The 17,353-nt window shown below is 61.7% G+C and carries 19 protein-coding genes; 14 read left to right on the top strand and 5 right to left on the bottom strand.

The features are described from left to right. Window positions 1-10 precede the first annotated feature (10 nt). Complete coding sequence (locus tag AB4Z15_RS16710) at window positions 11-1,123, bottom strand: substrate-binding domain-containing protein (protein ID WP_442018182.1); 1,113 nt, start codon at window positions 1,121-1,123, stop codon at window positions 11-13. 177 nt (window positions 1,124-1,300) lie between these two features. Between AB4Z15_RS16710 and AB4Z15_RS16705 the strand changes: the two genes are divergently transcribed. From AB4Z15_RS16705 to AB4Z15_RS16670, 8 genes are all read left to right on the top strand, one after another. Then, window positions 1,301-2,299 carry a LacI family DNA-binding transcriptional regulator gene (locus tag AB4Z15_RS16705; protein ID WP_442018181.1) on the top strand — a complete coding sequence of 333 codons (999 nt, stop codon included), beginning with the start codon at window positions 1,301-1,303 and terminating at the stop codon, window positions 2,297-2,299. 34 nt (window positions 2,300-2,333) lie between these two features. Continuing rightward, window positions 2,334-2,627 (top strand): putative quinol monooxygenase, encoded by a 294-nt coding sequence (locus tag AB4Z15_RS16700; RefSeq protein ID WP_431118010.1) that lies wholly within the window; start codon window positions 2,334-2,336, stop codon window positions 2,625-2,627. Window positions 2,628-2,657: 30 nt separating this feature from the next. Further along, the gene (locus AB4Z15_RS16695; protein WP_442018180.1) at window positions 2,658-3,800 is read left to right on the top strand and encodes an App1 family protein; all 1,143 of its coding nucleotides are present in this window, start codon (window positions 2,658-2,660) and stop codon (window positions 3,798-3,800) included. Between the two features lie 154 nt (window positions 3,801-3,954). After that, window positions 3,955-4,923 (top strand): alpha/beta hydrolase, encoded by a 969-nt coding sequence (locus AB4Z15_RS16690; RefSeq protein WP_442018179.1) that lies wholly within the window; start codon window positions 3,955-3,957, stop codon window positions 4,921-4,923. 91 nt (window positions 4,924-5,014) lie between these two features. Beyond that, on the top strand, window positions 5,015-6,013 hold the full coding sequence (locus AB4Z15_RS16685) for a helix-turn-helix domain-containing protein (RefSeq protein WP_442018178.1): 999 nt from the start codon (window positions 5,015-5,017) through the stop codon (window positions 6,011-6,013). A 105-nt stretch (window positions 6,014-6,118) separates the two neighbouring features. Continuing rightward, window positions 6,119-7,768, top strand: a complete 1,650-nt coding sequence (locus tag AB4Z15_RS16680) for a response regulator transcription factor (protein ID WP_442018177.1) — start codon at window positions 6,119-6,121, stop codon at window positions 7,766-7,768. A gap of 98 nt (window positions 7,769-7,866) precedes the next feature. Then, the gene (locus AB4Z15_RS16675; protein ID WP_442018176.1) at window positions 7,867-8,415 is read left to right on the top strand and encodes a hypothetical protein; all 549 of its coding nucleotides are present in this window, start codon (window positions 7,867-7,869) and stop codon (window positions 8,413-8,415) included. A 32-nt stretch (window positions 8,416-8,447) separates the two neighbouring features. Continuing rightward, complete coding sequence (locus tag AB4Z15_RS16670; RefSeq protein WP_442018175.1) at window positions 8,448-8,813, top strand: cupin domain-containing protein; 366 nt, start codon at window positions 8,448-8,450, stop codon at window positions 8,811-8,813. Window positions 8,814-8,819: 6 nt separating this feature from the next. Here AB4Z15_RS16670 and AB4Z15_RS16665 read toward each other — a convergent pair whose 3' ends face one another. The 3 genes from AB4Z15_RS16665 to AB4Z15_RS16655 form a co-directional block, all read right to left on the bottom strand. Further along, entirely contained in the window at window positions 8,820-9,251 is a 432-nt protein-coding gene (locus AB4Z15_RS16665) for an SRPBCC family protein (protein ID WP_442018174.1), read from the bottom strand. 2 nt (window positions 9,252-9,253) lie between these two features. Then, window positions 9,254-9,712 carry a hypothetical protein gene (locus tag AB4Z15_RS16660; protein ID WP_442018173.1) on the bottom strand — a complete coding sequence of 153 codons (459 nt, stop codon included), beginning with the start codon at window positions 9,710-9,712 and terminating at the stop codon, window positions 9,254-9,256. A 68-nt stretch (window positions 9,713-9,780) separates the two neighbouring features. Beyond that, window positions 9,781-10,878: a LacI family DNA-binding transcriptional regulator gene (locus tag AB4Z15_RS16655; RefSeq protein ID WP_442018172.1), complete on the bottom strand. Its 1,098-nt coding sequence runs from the start codon at window positions 10,876-10,878 to the stop codon at window positions 9,781-9,783. Between the two features lie 182 nt (window positions 10,879-11,060). On the opposite strand from AB4Z15_RS16655, the gene AB4Z15_RS16650 reads away from it, so the two are divergent. The 5 genes from AB4Z15_RS16650 to AB4Z15_RS16630 all read left to right on the top strand — a co-directional run bounded on the left by AB4Z15_RS16650 (window position 11,061) and on the right by AB4Z15_RS16630 (window position 15,862). Then, a complete protein-coding gene (locus AB4Z15_RS16650) occupies window positions 11,061-11,927 on the top strand; it encodes an ABC transporter substrate-binding protein (protein ID WP_442018171.1) in 867 nt (288 codons plus the stop codon). A 109-nt stretch (window positions 11,928-12,036) separates the two neighbouring features. Next, complete coding sequence (locus AB4Z15_RS16645; RefSeq protein ID WP_223935683.1) at window positions 12,037-12,825, top strand: amino acid ABC transporter permease; 789 nt, start codon at window positions 12,037-12,039, stop codon at window positions 12,823-12,825. A 47-nt stretch (window positions 12,826-12,872) separates the two neighbouring features. Next, a complete protein-coding gene (locus AB4Z15_RS16640) occupies window positions 12,873-13,658 on the top strand; it encodes an amino acid ABC transporter ATP-binding protein (protein WP_431120100.1) in 786 nt (261 codons plus the stop codon). Next, the gene (locus AB4Z15_RS16635) at window positions 13,658-14,701 is read left to right on the top strand and encodes a Gfo/Idh/MocA family protein (RefSeq protein ID WP_442018170.1); all 1,044 of its coding nucleotides are present in this window, start codon (window positions 13,658-13,660) and stop codon (window positions 14,699-14,701) included. Before AB4Z15_RS16640 ends, AB4Z15_RS16635 begins: the two co-directional genes overlap by 1 nt. Before the next feature lie 48 nt (window positions 14,702-14,749). Next, entirely contained in the window at window positions 14,750-15,862 is a 1,113-nt protein-coding gene (locus AB4Z15_RS16630; RefSeq protein ID WP_442018169.1) for an NAD(P)/FAD-dependent oxidoreductase, read from the top strand. A gap of 167 nt (window positions 15,863-16,029) precedes the next feature. Here AB4Z15_RS16630 and AB4Z15_RS16625 read toward each other — a convergent pair whose 3' ends face one another. Further along, complete coding sequence (locus tag AB4Z15_RS16625; RefSeq protein WP_431117159.1) at window positions 16,030-16,635, bottom strand: TasA family protein; 606 nt, start codon at window positions 16,633-16,635, stop codon at window positions 16,030-16,032. Between the two features lie 233 nt (window positions 16,636-16,868). Between AB4Z15_RS16625 and AB4Z15_RS16620 the strand changes: the two genes are divergently transcribed. Further along, window positions 16,869-17,309, top strand: coding sequence for an iron chaperone (locus AB4Z15_RS16620; protein ID WP_442004183.1), 441 nt, complete (start codon window positions 16,869-16,871; stop codon window positions 17,307-17,309). Window positions 17,310-17,353: the final 44 nt, after the last annotated feature.

The following is a 17,353-nucleotide window of genomic DNA, read 5'->3' as shown; positions in this document are numbered from 1 at the left end:
GCTCCTGAACTTACTTGCCCCAGCAGATCTGGGAAGCGTCGGTGGTGGTGATGCTCTTCACGCCGTCTGCAGGCTTGTCCGTGACGAGCTCGACGCCGGTGTTGAAGAAGTCCAGGCCCTCAGAGTTGGCAGGCTTCTTGCCGGTCTTTGCGAGGTCAACAATGGCCTTGACGCCAAGCTCGGCCATCTTCACCGGGTACTGCTGTGCCGTGGCGCCGATAACGCCGGACTTGACGTTGTTCACGCCTGAGCAGCCGCCGTCAACGGAGACGATCAGTGCGTCTTTTTCCTTGCCCGCGGATTTCAGTGCTTCGAAGGCACCGGCAGCGGCAGGCTCGTTGATCGTGTAAACGACGTTGATGTTGGGGTTCTTGGCCAGCAGGGTCTCCATGGCGGTACGTCCGCCATCTTCGGCACCCTGGGAAGCCTGGCTGCCGACGATTTCGTACTCGCCACCCTTGCCACCGGTGTACTTGCCCGTCTTGGCTTCGTCGCCGTTCTTCTTCTTATCGGCAGTGTCGATGCCCAGGCCGGTCAGGAAGCCTTGGTCACGGTTATAGTCAACGGACACAACCTTGTCATCGAAGAGGTCCACAAGTGCGATCACAGCTTTCTTGCCCGCCAACTGCTGGGCAGTCCACTTGCCGATCAGCTCGCCGGCGGCAAAGTTGTCCGTGGCAAACGTGATGTCAGCGGCATCGGCCGGGTCCGGCGGGGTATCCAGCGCGATGACGAACAAGCCGGCGTCCTTGGCCTTCTTCAGGGCATCCACTACGGACGGGCCGTTGGGGGTGATGAGAATACCCTTGTCGCCCTTGGAGATTGCGTTTTCAATGGCCTGGATCTGGGTGTCTTCGTCGCCGTCGGCCTTGCCTGCGGCAAGCTTGAGATCAACGCCGTCCGCCGCGGCAGCCTTCTTGGCGCCATCCTGCATCGACACAAAGAACGGATTGGACGTGGTCTTCACAATCAGCGAAACGCCGATCTTTTCGTCGCTGCTCGCGCTGGACGAAGGCGAGGAGCCGCCGCCGCAGGCAGTCAGGCTTAGTGCGCCCAGTGTCAGGACTGCACCAGCGGCAAGAAGGCGGGTCTTTGCCGACCTTGAGGCTTTGGAACTCAACATTGAAACTCCTGTTTTTTGTGGCTGCTCATGGCGAGTGATTCCCCCATGACAACGTTGTCAGGTAACATGTAACCAAGCTCACACAGTGCAGTCAAGTGTTAATTGAAGTTGAGGAGCATTTCGTTGACAACGGTGTCTAATCGTTACCAAACCGACCCTGCGCGCAAGCCCCCCACGATGAAAAACGTCGCTGACCTTGCCGGGGTTGGCATCAAAACGGTCTCAAGGGTGGTGAACGACGAACCAGGCGTTTCGGAGGAAACCCGTCAGCGGGTCCTGCGGGCAACCGAGCAACTCCAGTACCACCTGGACATCACAGCCGGCAGCCTGAAGCGTTCCGGACGCAAGACCCAGTCCATCGGATTGCTGCTTCCCAGTGTTTCCAACCCCTTCAGCGGTGAGATTCACCGCGCCATGGAAGATGCCCTCGGTGTGCGGGGAATCGCAGTTTTCGCCTCAAGCCTGGATGACGATCCGGACCGGGAAAGGAAGCTGATTTCGGCTTTCCTTGGGCGTCGCGTGGATGGGCTTGTGCTGACCACGATCGCCAAGAGCCAGGCGTACATGATTCCGGAGCACTCACGGGATCTGCCGTTGGTGTTCATCGACCGCGAGCCCGTGGGTATCGAGGCGGATGCAGTAGTGACGGATAACGAGGTGGGCGCCGCGGCGGCAGCCGCGCATCTCATCAAACATGGCCACACGAGACTGGCCTACCTTGGGGACCGGACCGATATCCAGACCGCTGTGAAACGGCGGGCAGGTTTCCTGGACGAGATCGGCAGGTCCGGCATCGCGACCTCCACCGTTGCGGTTCGCGAGAATCTTCACGACGAGGAAACGGCACTCCGGGCTGCGCAGGAATTGCTCACTTCAGAGAACCCGCCTACGGCGATATTCTCCAGTCAGAACCTGGTAACTTTCGGTGCCATGCGGGCGCTGAAATCCCTCGGTGTGCAGCACAAAGTCGCCTTGGTCGGATTTGACGACTTCACCCTGGCCGACATGATGGAGCCGGGGGTTACCGTGGTTGCTCAGCACCCTGAACGCATCGGAAAGCTCGCTGCCGAGCGGATTCTTGCAAGGATCGACGGCGACAACCGCCCACCGCAGACGTATATCGTCCCAACGGAACTCATCCCCAGGGGTTCCGGCGAGATACTGCCCCCGAACTAACTGCAATTCCACTCAATCGATCAAAGGACTGGACATGACCAAAACCTTGTACGCAGAATTCACAGTCAAGGAAGGCAGCGAAACCAGGGTCGCTGAAATGATGACAGAACTCGCCGGGCACGTCCGCCAGGAACCAGGCAATGTCACGTTCCTGCCCTACACGCGGGAAACCAATCCGCGGGAATATTTCGTGTTCGAGGTCTACCGCGACGAGGAAGCCTTCCAGGAGCACATCACCGCAGAATACGGCCGAAAGTTCAACGCGGAATTGGCAGAACACATCGAAGGCGACGGATCCGTCCTCACCTGGCTCACGCCCGTATCGTAGCCTTACGCCCGGCCGTGCCAGACTGGACGCATGTTTCCCCGTCCTGAGAAACCGCGCATTTTGCCCAAGAGCGACGACGCCCAGCCCCCGACGCCCGGAAGCGGCCCGACGCCCGGAAGCGACAAGGGCCGTCATCTCGCCGTCAGGCTCGACGACGCGTGGCTGAGGTTCCAGACGCGCCTCGCCATCCGGCGGGGTCGAGTGGAAACGGTCGTCCCGTACACCGGTTACGGCACTACTTCCTGGGTCCGGGTGCTGGCACGGGTTGTCCGCAGCGACCCCCGGGACGCCGCAGGTCATGCCAATCCCTTGCAGGAGAGCATGCGCGGTTGGCGGAACTTCATCAGCGCACCCGTCGCGCATGCAACCGTGCAGGTAACCGTTGCAGGCACCGTCCATGACGTCGAAGCTGATCGTGGGGGCGTCGTCGATGTTCGCATTGAGGTACCTCTGAACCCCGGCTGGCACACGATCATCCTGCAATCGGGGAGTTCCAGAATCGTTGAGGCTCCGGTGGAAATCGTGGCGGACGACGCCGACTTCGGAGTGGTCTCAGACATTGACGACACTGTGATGGTGACAGCCCTTCCCCGGCCCTTCCTCGCGGCCTGGAACACCTTCGTTCTCAATGAGCATGCGAGGACACCGACGCCGGGCATGGCCGTCCTCTACGAGCGGATCGCCAGGACGGCACCAACGGCGCCGGTGCTCTACCTGTCCACCGGGGCCTGGAATGTGGCGCCCACGTTGTCACGGTTCCTGTCCCGCAATCTGTACCCCGCAGGGCCCAAGCTATTGACTGACTGGGGACCCACGCCGGACCGCTGGTTCCGCAGCGGCAGGGAGCACAAGCGGACCTCGCTTGAGCGCTTGGCTGAAGAATTTCCCCGCATCAAGTGGTTGCTCGTAGGCGACGACGGACAGCATGACGAAGCCATCTATTCCGAGTTCGCACACCGCCACCCGGAGAACGTCAGGGCGATCGCCATCAGGCAGCTCTCAGTGGGTGAGGCGGTGCTCGCCGGCGGTAGGTCGAAGTCCGGGGGACAACCTACGCCGGGAATCCCGTGGATTTACGCTCCGGACGGTGCCGGGATGTCGGCGCAGCTTGAGGAACTGGGCATAATCCATAGCAGTGTGCGCTCAGCAGACGAGCCGGAGCAGGGCGACTGAGGTGGCTGTTGGATCAGGCGGATGACCTTATCCTGACCGCCATATGGCGGTCCTAACCGTTCCTTTTGAGGGCTTTTGGCGGTTAGCTCCGCGGGCAGGCGGGCCTACGCTTGCTTCAGGTCACGACGAGGTGGCCGAATTTATGGAGGACAAGATGACATCGGTACATAAAGCGCCACCTTTTGATCCCGAGCTTGGGGCGACACTTGTGGCATTGGGTGATCTGATCACTCCCACGCTGACGCCAGACATGATCGACGGCATGCGGCAGTCCTTCGTGACTGCCCCTATCGAGGACTTACTGGCCAATCGCCCTGTAGAGCACTCTGAGCGGACCATTCCAGGCCCCGTCGGGGCTCCGGACCTCATCGTGTCCATTTTTCGGCGGAAAGACCACGTGGCCGGCGGTCCTGGAATCTTCCACATTCATGGCGGCGGAATGGTCCTGGGCGACCGGTTTCTTGGCGCAGATTGGCTCATTGACTGGGTGGAGCTTCTGGACGCAGTTGCTGTCTCTGTCGAATACCGCCTCGCTCCTGAAAACCCGGACCCGGCGCCCGTGGAGGACTGCTACGCGGGCTTGGAATGGGTGGCCGCGAATGCTGCAGAACTGGGCATTGATCCTGGTCGCCTCATTGTTGCCGGTGCGAGCGCGGGCGGAGGACTGGCTGCCGGTGTCGCCCTGATGGCACGCGATAGGGGTGGCCCCAGGTTGGCGGGTCAGCTCCTGATCTATCCAATGCTCGATGACCGCAATGACACGATCTCCAGTCGCCAATTTGATGGCGTGGGTGTCTGGGACAGGACGAGCAACGATACCGGCTGGGACGCGCTCCTCGGCGACCGCCGCAAGACAGAGGACGTTTCCATCTACGCGGCGCCCGCCCGCGCTGAGGATCTTTCAAACCTTCCTCCCACTTTTATCGATGTGGCCTCCGCCGAGGTTTTCCGCGACGAGGACATTGCCTACGCTTCCACCATTTGGGCCTGCGGGGGTGATGCCGAGCTTCACGTGTGGCCCGGCGGCTTCCACGGATTCGATATGTTCTTCCCGCAGGCCGCCCTCTCCGTCATGGCGCGGGAGGCCCGAACACAGTGGCTTCGACGCGTTCTGGATGCCTGAAACCACGTCCGGCTGCCCGTCATGCATTGCCGCAGCAGCCGGACTGGGCCACCATTAACTTCTCGAAGACCAAAGGTGGCGGGCGATAGTTATGCAAGGACTCGTGTGGCGCCTCAAAGCGCTCGATCCCCAGGCCTCGGAAAGCCTTAAGGTCATCACGTATTTCGACGCGCTGGTCAACAGCCGGGCGAATGCGGAAATGCTCATCGGCGGGGCGGCGGTACTGTGTGACTGTTCAGTTGGCTTTGCCATGGATGGCCGTTCCATGTGCGTTGATGCCTCTGGCCAGAGGGTGCCGGAACAACAAGGTGAGTGGCCTTCCAAGGCGTTTGGTGCTGACGGACGGGCATGGATAGAGCGCGCCAGCCCCGGGTTCGTCAATGATGAATTGATCCTGGAACGGCTCGCGATTGCACTGGGCATCTTTTGGGATCGAACGAGTCCCGTGGCAGCCACTCGACGGGCAATCGAGACGATCATCAGCAGTGAGTCATCAATGGAAAGGCGCATGGAGGCGGCAGCCCTTCTGCACCTGGAGCGCAGTGGCTCATACAGGGTTCATGCAGTCCCTGCGGTGATGCCAATGCCGGGATCGTCAGCCGTAGTTCACACGGAATTCGGTTCAATCCGGGCATTCATTCGCCCGTCCATGGCGACTGCGCTACAGGATACGAGGGCAGGAATCGGCTTGGCCGCCGTTCCGCAGGAGCTGGACAGATCGTGGCAGACAGCGCTCCTGGCCCTCAGAATCACCAGTCCACACCACCCAATTCACAATGCCGACGATCTTGGGAGCCTCATTGTCCTTGCTGAAAGGGCAAGCGAGGCCACCCACGAACCGGCTGACGTCACGGCGCTGAAGCGGTTGATCACAGAACAGCCCAAGGCATGGCGAATACTGGAGGCCATTGCTGAAACAGGCAGCCTACGCGCTGTGGCGGGCCAGCTCAACCTGCATCACTCGAGTGTCCAGAACCGCGCAAGCGAGTTCACGTCCGCATTGGGCTTCGACATTCGAACACAGCCAGGCCGCGTGCGGCTTACGCTGGCGCTTACTCTGTTCCTGCTTTCCACCAACAGATTCGACTAAGGCAGTGACCCACGACGGCGGTACGTAGCCCCGCGTCGGTGACCCACCACGGCTCGTGGAAGAGGTCCCCTTCAGAAAGAAAATGACGAAGAGCAGAATGAACACATGGTCAATGCTGCGGTGTCTGAAGGCCTTGCGGAGGGTGATCACCTTCTTGCTGCTTCTGAGTGGAAAGCAGCGGCGATAGCGTTTGAGTCCGTGCTGGCTATTCAGGATGATCCTGGAGCGCATGATGGCTTGGGCCGTGCACTCTGGTGGCTGCGCGACGTCGACCGTTCCATTGCGGAGCGCACCATTGCTTACGCCGGTTTTCGTCGGCTGGGCCAGGACTCAAAGGCCTTCCGGTCGGCTTTATGGTTGGCGCGGGAATATGCCGATGCCTTGGGAAGCGAGGCGGTCAGCAGAGGCTGGCTTGCACGTGCGCAGAGCATCGTATCCCGCTTGCCGGAGGGCGTGGAGAATGGCTGGATGGCCCTGACGCGCGGTCTGCTGCAGGCCGACCCGGCAGCATCTTATGACGACGCCCGTATCGCGCTTGGGATGGCACGAAACTGGGGTGACCCGGATCTTGAGGCCATGGCACTGGCACTCCTGGGCCTCGGAACGATAGCCTCCGGCAAAGTACTGGACGGGATGACCCTGGTGGATGAGGCAATGGTGGTGGCAACCGCCGGCGAAGCTCACGATCAAATGATCTTTGGTGATGTGTGCTGCATGGTGACGCGTGCCAGCGAGCAGGCCTGCGATACGTCTCGACTCAGCCAATGGAACAAGACCCTCCTGCGGTTCATGGAGGGTACGGGTCATCCTGCACTGCTGGAATTCTGCGGCACTTGTTGCGCAGAGATCTTCCTTGCTTCCGGTGACATTGCAAATGCCGAGGGCTGGCTCACCAAAACGCTGCATGAACTGGATCAAGGCGGCCACCGTGCACGATGTGTACACCCGGCTGCCAAGCTTGCGGAACTTCGGCTGCTGCAGGGCAGGGTGGAAGAGGCAAACCGGCTGCTCGCTGGCTTCGAGGATCGCCCGGATGCATTGCGGGCAACAGCGGCAGTCCGTCTTGCTGCAGGCGACACAGCCGTTGCTGCAGCATTGCTACATCGCCGGATCCACCGTGTTGGCAGTGGGCTGCTCATGGTCCCGCTGCTCGCCTTGCTCGCTGAGGTCCAGTTGACACAAGGTGACCTCGGCCAAGCCAAAGCGACGGCCGAACAGCTCGATGAAGTCGCGGCCGAGACGCAGTGGCCTCGATCACTTGCTGCCTCGCATCTCACGGCAGGTCGCGTCGCAGCGGCAACCGGGGATGTCGCCTTGGCGCGCGAAAGGCTTGACGCGGCGATTTCCGTTTTTACTGAGCTCGGCATGCCCCTCGAGGCTGCGCGCGCCCATCTGTCGCTGGCCGAAGCCCTGCGTGAAACAGACCGGTACGTGGCCGTTCATGAAGCTGGAGTGGCGCTCGCAACGTTCGACGACGTTGGTGCTCTCGGTCTGGCAGATCAGGCCGCGGCGCTTCTTCGGGCCCTGGGCGGCCCCGCGCGCACAGGCCCGAAGGATCTGGGCGTGTTGTCGCGGCGCGAACGCGAAGTGCTCACCTTACTTGCCGAGGCCTTGACCAATACCGAGATTGCTGGTCGACTCTTCATCAGTGCCAAGACCGCTGAGCATCACGTCAGCAGCATCCTCGCGAAACTTCAACTGCGCAGCCGTGGCGAAGCCGCTGCATTCGCAATGCGTCATTCCCGTGGCGAATAGAACCGAATAGGGCAGTTAATGGGGGATATCCCCCATCCTTTCCCCGCGCCGTCGTCGCATGCTTTGACTATCCGCAAAGTCAGCAGTGGAGGTGCGGAATGAAGCAACAACGAACGGTGGGTAACGTCCTCAGACGTGAAATCGCCGTAACCGTCCATGACCATGCCATGGTCCCCGCGGACATTGTTTTCGATGTCCTCGCCAATCTTCCCAACCACATGGAATGGGGAGGAGCCGAGGCCTCGACACTTCTGTCGATGCAAGCCCCGATAGGACTGGCAACCGTCGGAACCGAGTTCACTTCCACGGCCGAGGACCGGATTTGCCGGATGCAGGACTCCTCGGTGGTCACAGAAGCCCTGCGTCCCCGGACGTTTGAGCGGGTGACGGAGTCCGCATTGGAGTCCAAAAAGTATGGAACCAGGGCTGGCTGGCTCCTGGTTCACCGCTACGAGATCGAGTCGAAGGTGGACCAAAGCGAGATCACCTACACGTGCCGGCTGGTCCGGGCGAGTGGGCTGCCAGGCGTGCTGTCGATGTTTGGATTTCCACTTCTGCGCTCATTCGCCACACGGGAATGGGCGCGGGCAAACAGAGGCGGGTTGCGCCGCCTCATCGCTGCGGCGGAAGCCGCACCGCGGGACTAAGCCCGCAATAAGAGAACGAAGGATGCAAGGCAATGGCAAAGCTATCGATTGATGACGAGAGCGCTCGCGTCGAGCGCATGACAGGTTACGAGGGCCGATACCGCGAGGCCGACGGTTACACTATCGCGTTTGAGAGGTTTGAAGAGGGAGGCGACTTCACTCCGTTCTATAAAGGGCTGCCGGATGACCGGTGCCAAAGCCATCACTGGGGATATGTCGTGAAGGGCAGACTCACCATGCACATGCCTGATGGAGACGAGATTGTCCACGCTGGCGAGGCGTACTACACGCCGCCCGGGCATACGGATGAGCTTGATCCAGGGACCGTTCTGGTGGAGTTCAGCCCTACGGAGGAACTCGCACGCACCTTGGCCGTTGTTGAGAAGAACCTGCAATAGCCGCGGTCAGGACTCCAGCACGCGCTTCAGGTTCTGGACAAAGACCTTGTTTCGTCGGGGAACCATGTACGCCATCATCGGGGTCATGAGCACCTTGAGCCCGCTGGGTTGCATCTCCACGCCTCGAGTGAAGCGGGCGCCTTCCCCGGCTGGCTCCACCGTATAAGTGATGCGTGGCTGGAGTCCTGCGAAGTCCGCTCGATATTGCAAGCGCGAGCCGTGCTTGACGTCCAGTGCTGTGAAAGTGCCGTCGGTCTTGCCCATAAAGGGTTTGAAGCTCAGCGGGTAGGTCTTGCCGACGATTGGGACAGGGTCGGTTTGGTCGGGCACGCTGGCAATGTCAACGTGCCAGGTCGGTTCGTTGCGAAGGTCCGCCACGTACTGGAAGACCTCCTCCGGTGTCCGGGCGATGACAACGCTCTCTGCAGATTTGATCATGGCTACGTGGCGCCTTTCGCTTCCAACTTCTTCAGGCCCATTCGCAGGGAGCTTGCCACCGGCGCACCCCGGGTCACGACGATCATGAAGGTGGCCAATCGCCCCATCAAACTGGTGGGCTTACGGTTCCACGTGACGTGAATGCGCGAACCGCCAGACTCGTTGGGTGTGATTCGCGCATTGACGTAGCTTCCCGGCGCGCAGAAATTACTCTCCTGGACAGTCCACTTCACGTCGTCGGGGTTTGCCCAGTCGTAGTGTTCCTTGGCCCAGATCACGCCACCGGGAGCTTTGCTTCCTTCTCTGATGTCCGCGAAGGTATCGCCCACCTGGTAAACCTCGTACATGGGTGGGTAGATGCCTGGCCAGATCTCCGGCCGACGCGGGCTAAAGTCCAGCAAGGCCTCCCGTACCTTCGCCGGTGGGACGACGGAGTCCAGATCCACTTCCACTTTTGGCATGTCAGCTTCCTCACCTGATGCTTCCAGTGTGGTCGTTTCCCTTGGCCGTGCAAGGGGCTTGGTAGGGGCTAGCCGCCAGCCTGGCTGAGCACGCCGACGTCCTTCGGCGAACCCACTGAGCCGCGTCGCACGAGCCGCGCCTCCAACGGTGGTCCAGCGGGTGAGGAAGATTTCCTGCCCTCAATCTGCCGGATCAACGCGGTGGCGGCAGCCATTCCCATGTCGTAGACGGGCTGTGCGATGACGGTGAGCGGGGGAGTGGTGAGACGGGTCCAGGCGAAATCGTCGTACATGAGGAGGGATACATCCGAGGGGATGGAGAGGCCGGATCCCTGGATGGCCTCCACAACGCTCAAGGCGATGAGGCCGTCAGAGGCGATGATGGCCGTGGCAGCATCTGGCCCCTTCAGCAGGTCACGGGTGATTCGCATGATGGAATCGGCGTCACCGGCATTAAGGCGCACCAGGTCCAGCGGCTGGCTGAGGCCCTCGTCTTCGAAGGCGCGGCGGATTCCCTCCAGACGGTCCGAGATTTGCGAGGAATCCAGCGTCATCGCTGCCACGTAAGGCCCGTCTGTCCGAACGGTTGAGACGAACGCGATGCGTCGATGGCCTGCTTCGATGAGGTACTTGGTGGACTCGTAGGAGATGGTGCCCATGTCCACGGCGAAGGTCTCGACGTCGAGTCCTTCGGCGGCGCGGTCCAGCAGGACCAAGGGCCGGCCAGAGTCGCGGACCTCCTTCAAGTGTGAGGTTTCCACGGATGAGGCCGGAGCCACGATCAGCCCGTCAACGCGCTTGTCCAAGAGCACCTGGACGGCGTCCACCTCGGCAGCCCGTTCTTCATCGGTGTTGATCAGGATGACGTTGTAGCCGCTCTTCTTTGCGGTGTCGGTGATGCCCCTGGTGGCCAGGCCGAAGTGCGGGTTTTCGATATCGCCCACCACCACGCCAATGGTGTTGGATTTGCCCGTGTTCATGCTGCGCGCAAGCTCGTTGGGGCGGTAGCCAAGCCCTTCCGCAGCGGCGAGGACCCGCTCCCGAACGTCCTCGCTGACTGCGCCATAGTTGCCCAGGGCGCGCGCAGCTTGGGCTTTGGAGACTTGCGCCGCTTTGGCGACGTCGGCAACTGTCACGTCCCGCCGTCGGGATCCATCAGTACTCATGTTCACCTTTCAGAAGTGGTGTTGACTCGGCTTGTGACTTCCGCTACATTTTCAATCAATCGATGTGAGTCCGGTCTCAATCCTAGAGGCTGAGACCGGACTCAACAAGACCCCCGCATCGAGTTAGACCCCAAAAGCGGCCCAGACAGCACCGCTGGCCCTCCCCACGATTGGACAACGCTGTGATCAAACTGAACTTCCGCCCGGCAGCGCTCGCAGCAGCAGCCTTGGCGGCCCTCCTCGCCCTCTCCGGCTGCGGTGGATCCTCCGCCGGGACCTCAAGCTCGGCCGAGAACCCCTATGGCCTGATCGAACCCGGCACCATCCGCGTCGCCAGCCTGGGCGACTCGAAGCCTTACACCTTCACGGACGCCTCGGGTAACTTCACCGGCTTCGATGTAGAACTCTTCAAGGACGTGGCTCACCGTGCCGGCGTGGACAAGGTTGTCTTCACCGGACAGGACTTCTCCGGCCTGCTCGCAGCCGTGTCCAATGGCCAGTTCGACGTCGGCGTCGCGGCCATTGGCATCACGGACAAGCGCAAGGAAACCGTTGACTTCTCCGACGGCTACCTGGCCGGCTACCTGACGGTCATCACCACCAAGACATCAGGCATCAAGGACGTCAACGGCCTGTCCGGCAAGCGCCTGGGCGTCGTCCAGGGCACGCTCCAGGAAGCCTACGCGGTCAAGAACTTTACCTCCGCCCAGCTGGTTCGCTTCCCGGACAACAACACCGCAATCTCCGCCGTCAACAGCGGCGCAGTGGACGCCCACTTCCTGGACTACGAGGCAGCCAAGGCCTACCAGGAGCAGTTCGGACTGGTCAGTGCAGCTGACATCCCGTCCTTCGACGCCCCGGCAGGCTTTGCCATTGCCAAGAACAAGCCCGCCTTCAAGGAAGCCTTGAACAAGGGCCTCGCCGCAGCCATGGAAGACGGCACCTGGAAGAAGCTCTACCAGAAGTGGTTCCCGGGCTCGCCGATGCCTGAGCAATACCTGCCCAAGGCCGAGCAGACCTCCAGCCCGTCGCCAACGGCTGCCAAATAGCGCAACCGCCAACTCAACAACACCGGCTACTCAACAACAAGGCCGGGCGGGCCACACCCGCAGCCCGCCCGGCCATCCCGAAAAACCAACAAACGTCTGAGAGCACTCAATGGATTGGCTCAATACCATCAGCCGCACGTTCTTCGATGTCGATTCGATGATCGAAGTACTGCCCCAACTCCTGGGAGTTGGACTCCTCAACACCCTGATCATCTCCATCGCAGCAACCATCCTCGGCGTAGTGATGGGCATGGTGGTGGCCGTCATGGGGATCTCGCGGTCCAAGTGGCTGCGTATCCCGGCCCGGATCTACACGGACCTTTTCCGTGGCCTGCCCGCAATCCTCACCATCCTCCTGATCGGCCAGGGCTTTGCACGGTTCAGCCAGTCAGTGTTTGGACCCTCGCCCTACCCGCTGGGAATCATCGCGCTGAGCCTGATCGCCAGCGCCTACATCGGAGAAATCTTCCGTGCTGGTATTCAGAGCGTGGACAAAGGCCAGGGCGAGGCATGCCGCGCCCTTGGCATGAGCTACTCAAAGTCCATGGCGCTGGTAGTGGTGCCGCAAGGCGTACGCCGGGTGCTGCCAGCGCTGGTGAACCAGTTCATTGCAATCGTCAAAGACTCTTCGTTGGTCTACTTCCTGGGGCTTCTGGTCAGCGAACGTGAACTGTTCCGCGTGGGCCAGGACGCCGCAGTGCTCTCAGGCAATCTCTCACCGCTGGTCATGGCAGGCATCTTCTACTTGGTGATCACCGTGCCACTGACCCACCTGGTCAACTACTTCGACAACAAGTTCCGCACCGGTCGCCGCCGTCCCACAGCCCCAACCAGCGGGCTGAAGGAAGTCAAGGAACTCGACGCGGCATCGCCGCTCATCACCGGGAGCAACACGTGAACCTCACAAGCAGCAGCAATACTGCCAGCAGCAGCACCAGCACCAACATGTCAGCGGCCAAGTCAACCGCCAAGGATGCGTCAACCTCAGCCGACGTCCAGACATTCCACGGCTCCAGCCTGGAACTGCGGAACCTGACCATGGCCTATGGCGACGTCGAGGTACTCCGCAACGTCAGCCTTACCGTTGCCCCGGGAACAACCACGTGCATCATCGGTCCCTCCGGCTCTGGTAAATCCACCCTCCTGCGCGGCGTCAACCGCCTGCACGAACCCAAGAGCGGGGACGTGCTTCTGGCAGGCGAAAGCGCCCTCAAGGTCAAGCCGGACATTCTCCGCGCCCGCATCGGCATGGTGTTCCAGCACTTCAACCTCTTCCCGGACCACACAGCCCTGGAGAACGTGGCCCTCGCACTGTGGAGCGTTAAGGGAATGTCCAAGAAGGAGGCACGGGAACGCGCCCAGCGCCGGCTCGCCGAAGTGGGCCTCGCCGAACGCGCCGACCACAGGCCCCGCGACCTCTCCGGCGGTCAGCAGCAGCGCGTCGCCATTGCCCGGGCGCTTGCCATGGAACCGGAAGTCATGCTCTTCGACGAAGCCACCAGCGCGCTGGACCCGGAACTCGTCAAGGGTGTTTTGAACCTCATGGCAGGCCTCGGCCGCCGCGGCATGACCATGCTGGTGGTCACGCACGAGATGGGCTTTGCCCGCAAGGTTGCTGATCAAGTGGTCTTCATGGATGAAGGCGAAGTGGTGGAGGTCGGCACCCCCGCCGAGCTCTTCGACAACCCGCGCAGCGAACGCCTGCAGCGCTTCCTTTCGGAAGTCCTGTAATGGGCCAGGTAACAGCGGCACCCATCCGGACGGCGGTCGTCGGGTTTGGCGTCTCAGGCAAGGTCTTCCATGCCCCGCTGATCGCAGCAGATCCGAACTATTCGCTGGACGTCATCGTGACGGCGGACCCTGGGCGGGCCACTGAGGCCGCCCGCCTCTATCCGCAAGCGAGGATAGTGCCCACCCCGGAACACATGTTCGCCCTTGCGAGCGACCTCGATCTTGTGGTGCTGGGAACGCCGCCGCTCACTCACCTCGAACTCGGTGCCACGGCAATCGCCAGCGGTCTGAACGTTGTAGTGGACAAACCTTTCGTCACCAGCGTCGCCCACGGTGAGGAACTGGCCACACGCGCGTCCGACGCCGGTGTGCAGCTAACGGTCTTCCAGAACCGCCGGTGGGACGCCGACTTCCTGACCTTGCGCAAACTGCTGCAGGAAGAGGCACTGGGCGAAGTGCGGACTTTCGAGTCACGTTTTGAATGGTGGCGGCCCGAAGGCTTCGGGAACTGGCGCGATACATCCACACTCGCCGAAGGCGGTGGCATCCTTAATGACCTCGGCGCCCACTTGATCGACCAAGCCATCCAGCTGTTCGGACCTGTGGAGGAAAGCTACGGCGAAACCGCAAACCTTGGCCCCCACCCCGGCGCGGCAGACACGGAGGCCTTCGTCTCACTGCTCCACGAGTCAGGCGTACGGTCCCGGCTGTGGATGAACGGCATGGCGGCCCAGGTTGGTCCGCGGTTCCACGTCCTCGGATCAAAAGCCGGGTACACCAAGTGGGGACTCGACAGTCAGGAACCAGCGCTCGCAGCAGGAGTCACGCCGCCGGACGCTTCTTATGGCATTGAACCCCAGGAGTCTTGGGGGCTTCTGGGAGTTGACGGTTCAGCCACACCCGTACCTGCAGAAAAGGGCGCCTACCCGCAGTTCTACGCAGAACTGGCAGCCTGCCTCCGTGGCCAAGGGCGGCTTCCCGTAGCGCCGGCCGAGGCTCTTGAAACCCTCAAAATCATCGAAAGCATCCACGCCTTCGCGTAAGCGCAAGAGCGTCGCAAGCATCCACAAGCACGAAAGAAAGGGAGAGCTATGTCCTCCACCAAGCACGTCGCCGTCATCGGGGGCGGCATCCTGGGCGTTTCCACCGCCGTTCACCTGCTCCGCGGGGGAGCTTCCGTGACGCTCCTGACCGAGCAGGGCCTGGCTAGCGAGGCCACCGGCCGTTCACTGTCCTGGCTCAACTCAGCCGGCGAACGGTCCACCCCCTATCACCAGCTGCGGCTGGCCGGCGTCGACCGGTACCGGACACTGTTCGCCGCAGATCCCACCCGCGAATGGCTACAGTTCGGCGGAGGCCTCATGTGGAACGCTGCCGGCCAGCGCGACGTGACCGAGGCCCGTCATGCTTACGAGCAGTCGATTGGCTACGACTCCAAACTTCTCGCCCCTGAAGAGATCGCATCGGTGACGCCGGGCATCGACGCCAGCGCTGTTCCCGAGAACGCCATCTTCAACCCCGGCGAGGGCTGGGTGAGCCTGCCGGACCTGGTCAACTTCCTCATGGAAGAGTTCCACGCCCTCGGCGGCCAGCTCGTCCTGAACGCGGGTAAAGTCCAGGTGACGCTCGACGGCGGCCGGGCCAACGGCGTCGAAACTGCTTCCGGCGAGACCTATTCAGCCGATGCGGTCCTCGTCGCTTGCGGCGCGGGGACGCCCGCCGTCGTGAAGCCGCTGGGGGTGGAAATCCCCAATGGTTCCCCGGTCTCCATGCTGGTGGTCACCAAGCCGGTGGAGCATCAGGTGAAGGCAGTGATGAATACGCCACGTGCGGCCGTTCGTCCCAACCCGGGTAACACTTTCGCCCTGGACCACGACTGGTATGAAGAGCGGATCACCGAGCACGCAGATGGTTCCTTCAGCATTCCTGATGAGGTTGTCCAGGAACTCGCGGACGAATCCTCCAAGCTGATTGCAGGCAACCCTGAACTCAAGCCTGCCTCCTGGAAGATCGGGTACAAGCCCATCCCCGGCGATGGTGAGCCCGTCTTCGGTGAACTGGGCCAAGTGCCCGGCTGTTTTGTCGCGTTCACGCACTCGGGTGCCACGCTGGGACTCATTGCAGGCGAACTGCTCTCCGGAGAGATCCTGACCGGCAGCAAGCACCCCATGCTGGCAACATTCCGGCCCGGACGTTTCTCCTAACGGTTACGTCTTCAATAAGTCGCCTTAAAAAGGGCCAACGGCCCCGATACGCCATCTGCATAAGCGTGTCGGGGCCGTTGGAGTTTTTGGGAAAGTGTCCGCCGGGACTGATCGGGCTGGGGGAAAGGAAACCGATCAGGCCCGGCGGGGGCTCTTTGTACAGGGTGTTACTTGGTGGTTTCGGTGCGTTGGGTGCCGGTGAAGGCGAAGGCGATGGTGCTGGTGGCGCCTTGGAAGGTGTCGTTCGCGGTGGTGGGGAACGCGGTGGTGACTTTGAGGTAGTCGGTTTTGGCCGGGGCCAGGGCGGTCAGGTTGTTCAGGACTTTGTTCGCGGTGATCACCGGGGCGGCTGCCATGACCGTGGTTTTGGTGCCGGTGCAGGTGTAGGGGGCTGCGGCGCCGGTCCAGGCGACGGAGCAGTTCTCGATGGTCAGCTGCAAGCCGTTGGTCACATCCGTGGTGAGCAGTGAGGCGGTGGCGCCGGCGGAGGTGGTGAGGGTGACGTTGTTCAGGTCAGAGTTGCCGGTGTTGGCCAGGGTGACGAGCTTTTCGACTTTGTCTCCGGGCAGCAGCCCTGCGATGGGGACGTTGAGGGTGTTGTTCGCTCCGGTGCCCAGGGCGATGGTGACGGTGCCGGCGGTGACTTGCTGGCTGGCCGAGGTGGAGGAGGTGAACGCGCCGTAGGTTCCCATGCCGGCGACGGCGGCTGCGGTGCCGAGCAGTGCGACGGAAGCGAGGACCTTGCCGGAGGTGGTCTTGAGGCTGATGGCCATGGGAATCAGTGTCCTTTCGGGAGGCCACCGCTGCCGGCCGGCCGTTTGTGCCGGCCCTGAGTGGCTGACAAGAAACACTGTGCCGGGCCCGGATCAAGAACCACTCCTGCAATCCATCAACACTCGCTCAGGAAAAGATCAAGGGATTTGAGCAGTTTTGAAGAAGCCCGGCGATGGGCCCGGATCTATCGTTGAAATATCCGAAAGATTTCCAGCAGCGAGAGGGGCCTGCCATGACTGAGACCGGAGCTACCAAGTCCTACGAGGGATTCACCGAGGACGAACGCGCCGCCATGAAGGAGCGTTCGCAGGAGCTCAAAAGGACCAAGAAGGCTTCCCAAGCCGACGGCGAGAGCGATGTCCTGGCGAAGATCGCAGAGATGCCGCCGGCAGATAAGGCCATTGCGCAGCGACTCCATGCGCTGATCAGGGAGCACGCACCGGAGCTTTCCCCGAAGACCTGGTACGGAATGCCGGCGTATGCCAAAGACGGGAAGAACATCGTGTTCTTCAAGAGCGCCGACAAGTTCAAGAGCAGGTATGCCACGCTCGGCTTCGAAGAGAATGCGATGCTCGACGACGGCAGCATGTGGCCAACATCGTATGCCTTGACTGAGCTCACCCCGGAGCTTGAAGACAGGATCGTCGAGCTCATCAAGATGGCAGTCGGTTAGGGGATCGGAACCGGCGACGACGGCGGCGCTCACCTTGTTAGGTG

The sequence above is a fragment of the Paenarthrobacter sp. 2TAF44 genome (genome assembly GCF_052114885.1).
GTDB lineage: Bacteria > Actinomycetota > Actinomycetes > Actinomycetales > Micrococcaceae > Arthrobacter.
The sequence above is the reverse complement of the archived record's forward strand: the minus strand, read 5'-3'. Positions and strand labels throughout refer to the sequence as shown.

Excerpts from the sequence above, each read along its gene's own strand:
- AB4Z15_RS16680 (WP_442018177.1), top strand. The coding sequence starts at position 6,119 with ATGGTCAATGCTGCGGTGTCTGAAGGCCTTGCGGAGGGTGATCACCTT.
- AB4Z15_RS16665 (WP_442018174.1), bottom strand. The coding sequence starts at position 9,251 with ATGATCAAATCTGCAGAGAGCGTTGTCATCGCCCGGACACCGGAGGAG.
- AB4Z15_RS16640 (WP_431120100.1), top strand. The coding sequence starts at position 12,873 with ATGTCAGCGGCCAAGTCAACCGCCAAGGATGCGTCAACCTCAGCCGAC.
- AB4Z15_RS16695 (WP_442018180.1), top strand. The coding sequence starts at position 2,658 with ATGTTTCCCCGTCCTGAGAAACCGCGCATTTTGCCCAAGAGCGACGAC.
- AB4Z15_RS16620 (WP_442004183.1), top strand. The coding sequence starts at position 16,869 with ATGACTGAGACCGGAGCTACCAAGTCCTACGAGGGATTCACCGAGGAC.
- AB4Z15_RS16655 (WP_442018172.1), bottom strand. The coding sequence starts at position 10,878 with ATGAGTACTGATGGATCCCGACGGCGGGACGTGACAGTTGCCGACGTC.
- AB4Z15_RS16660 (WP_442018173.1), bottom strand. The coding sequence starts at position 9,712 with ATGCCAAAAGTGGAAGTGGATCTGGACTCCGTCGTCCCACCGGCGAAG.
- AB4Z15_RS16690 (WP_442018179.1), top strand. The coding sequence starts at position 3,955 with ATGACATCGGTACATAAAGCGCCACCTTTTGATCCCGAGCTTGGGGCG.
- AB4Z15_RS16700 (WP_431118010.1), top strand. The coding sequence starts at position 2,334 with ATGACCAAAACCTTGTACGCAGAATTCACAGTCAAGGAAGGCAGCGAA.
- AB4Z15_RS16635 (WP_442018170.1), top strand. The coding sequence starts at position 13,658 with ATGGGCCAGGTAACAGCGGCACCCATCCGGACGGCGGTCGTCGGGTTT.
- AB4Z15_RS16705 (WP_442018181.1), top strand. The coding sequence starts at position 1,301 with ATGAAAAACGTCGCTGACCTTGCCGGGGTTGGCATCAAAACGGTCTCA.
- AB4Z15_RS16630 (WP_442018169.1), top strand. The coding sequence starts at position 14,750 with ATGTCCTCCACCAAGCACGTCGCCGTCATCGGGGGCGGCATCCTGGGC.
- AB4Z15_RS16710 (WP_442018182.1), bottom strand. The coding sequence starts at position 1,123 with ATGTTGAGTTCCAAAGCCTCAAGGTCGGCAAAGACCCGCCTTCTTGCC.
- AB4Z15_RS16645 (WP_223935683.1), top strand. The coding sequence starts at position 12,037 with ATGGATTGGCTCAATACCATCAGCCGCACGTTCTTCGATGTCGATTCG.
- AB4Z15_RS16685 (WP_442018178.1), top strand. The coding sequence starts at position 5,015 with ATGCAAGGACTCGTGTGGCGCCTCAAAGCGCTCGATCCCCAGGCCTCG.
- AB4Z15_RS16625 (WP_431117159.1), bottom strand. The coding sequence starts at position 16,635 with ATGGCCATCAGCCTCAAGACCACCTCCGGCAAGGTCCTCGCTTCCGTC.
- AB4Z15_RS16670 (WP_442018175.1), top strand. The coding sequence starts at position 8,448 with ATGGCAAAGCTATCGATTGATGACGAGAGCGCTCGCGTCGAGCGCATG.
- AB4Z15_RS16675 (WP_442018176.1), top strand. The coding sequence starts at position 7,867 with ATGAAGCAACAACGAACGGTGGGTAACGTCCTCAGACGTGAAATCGCC.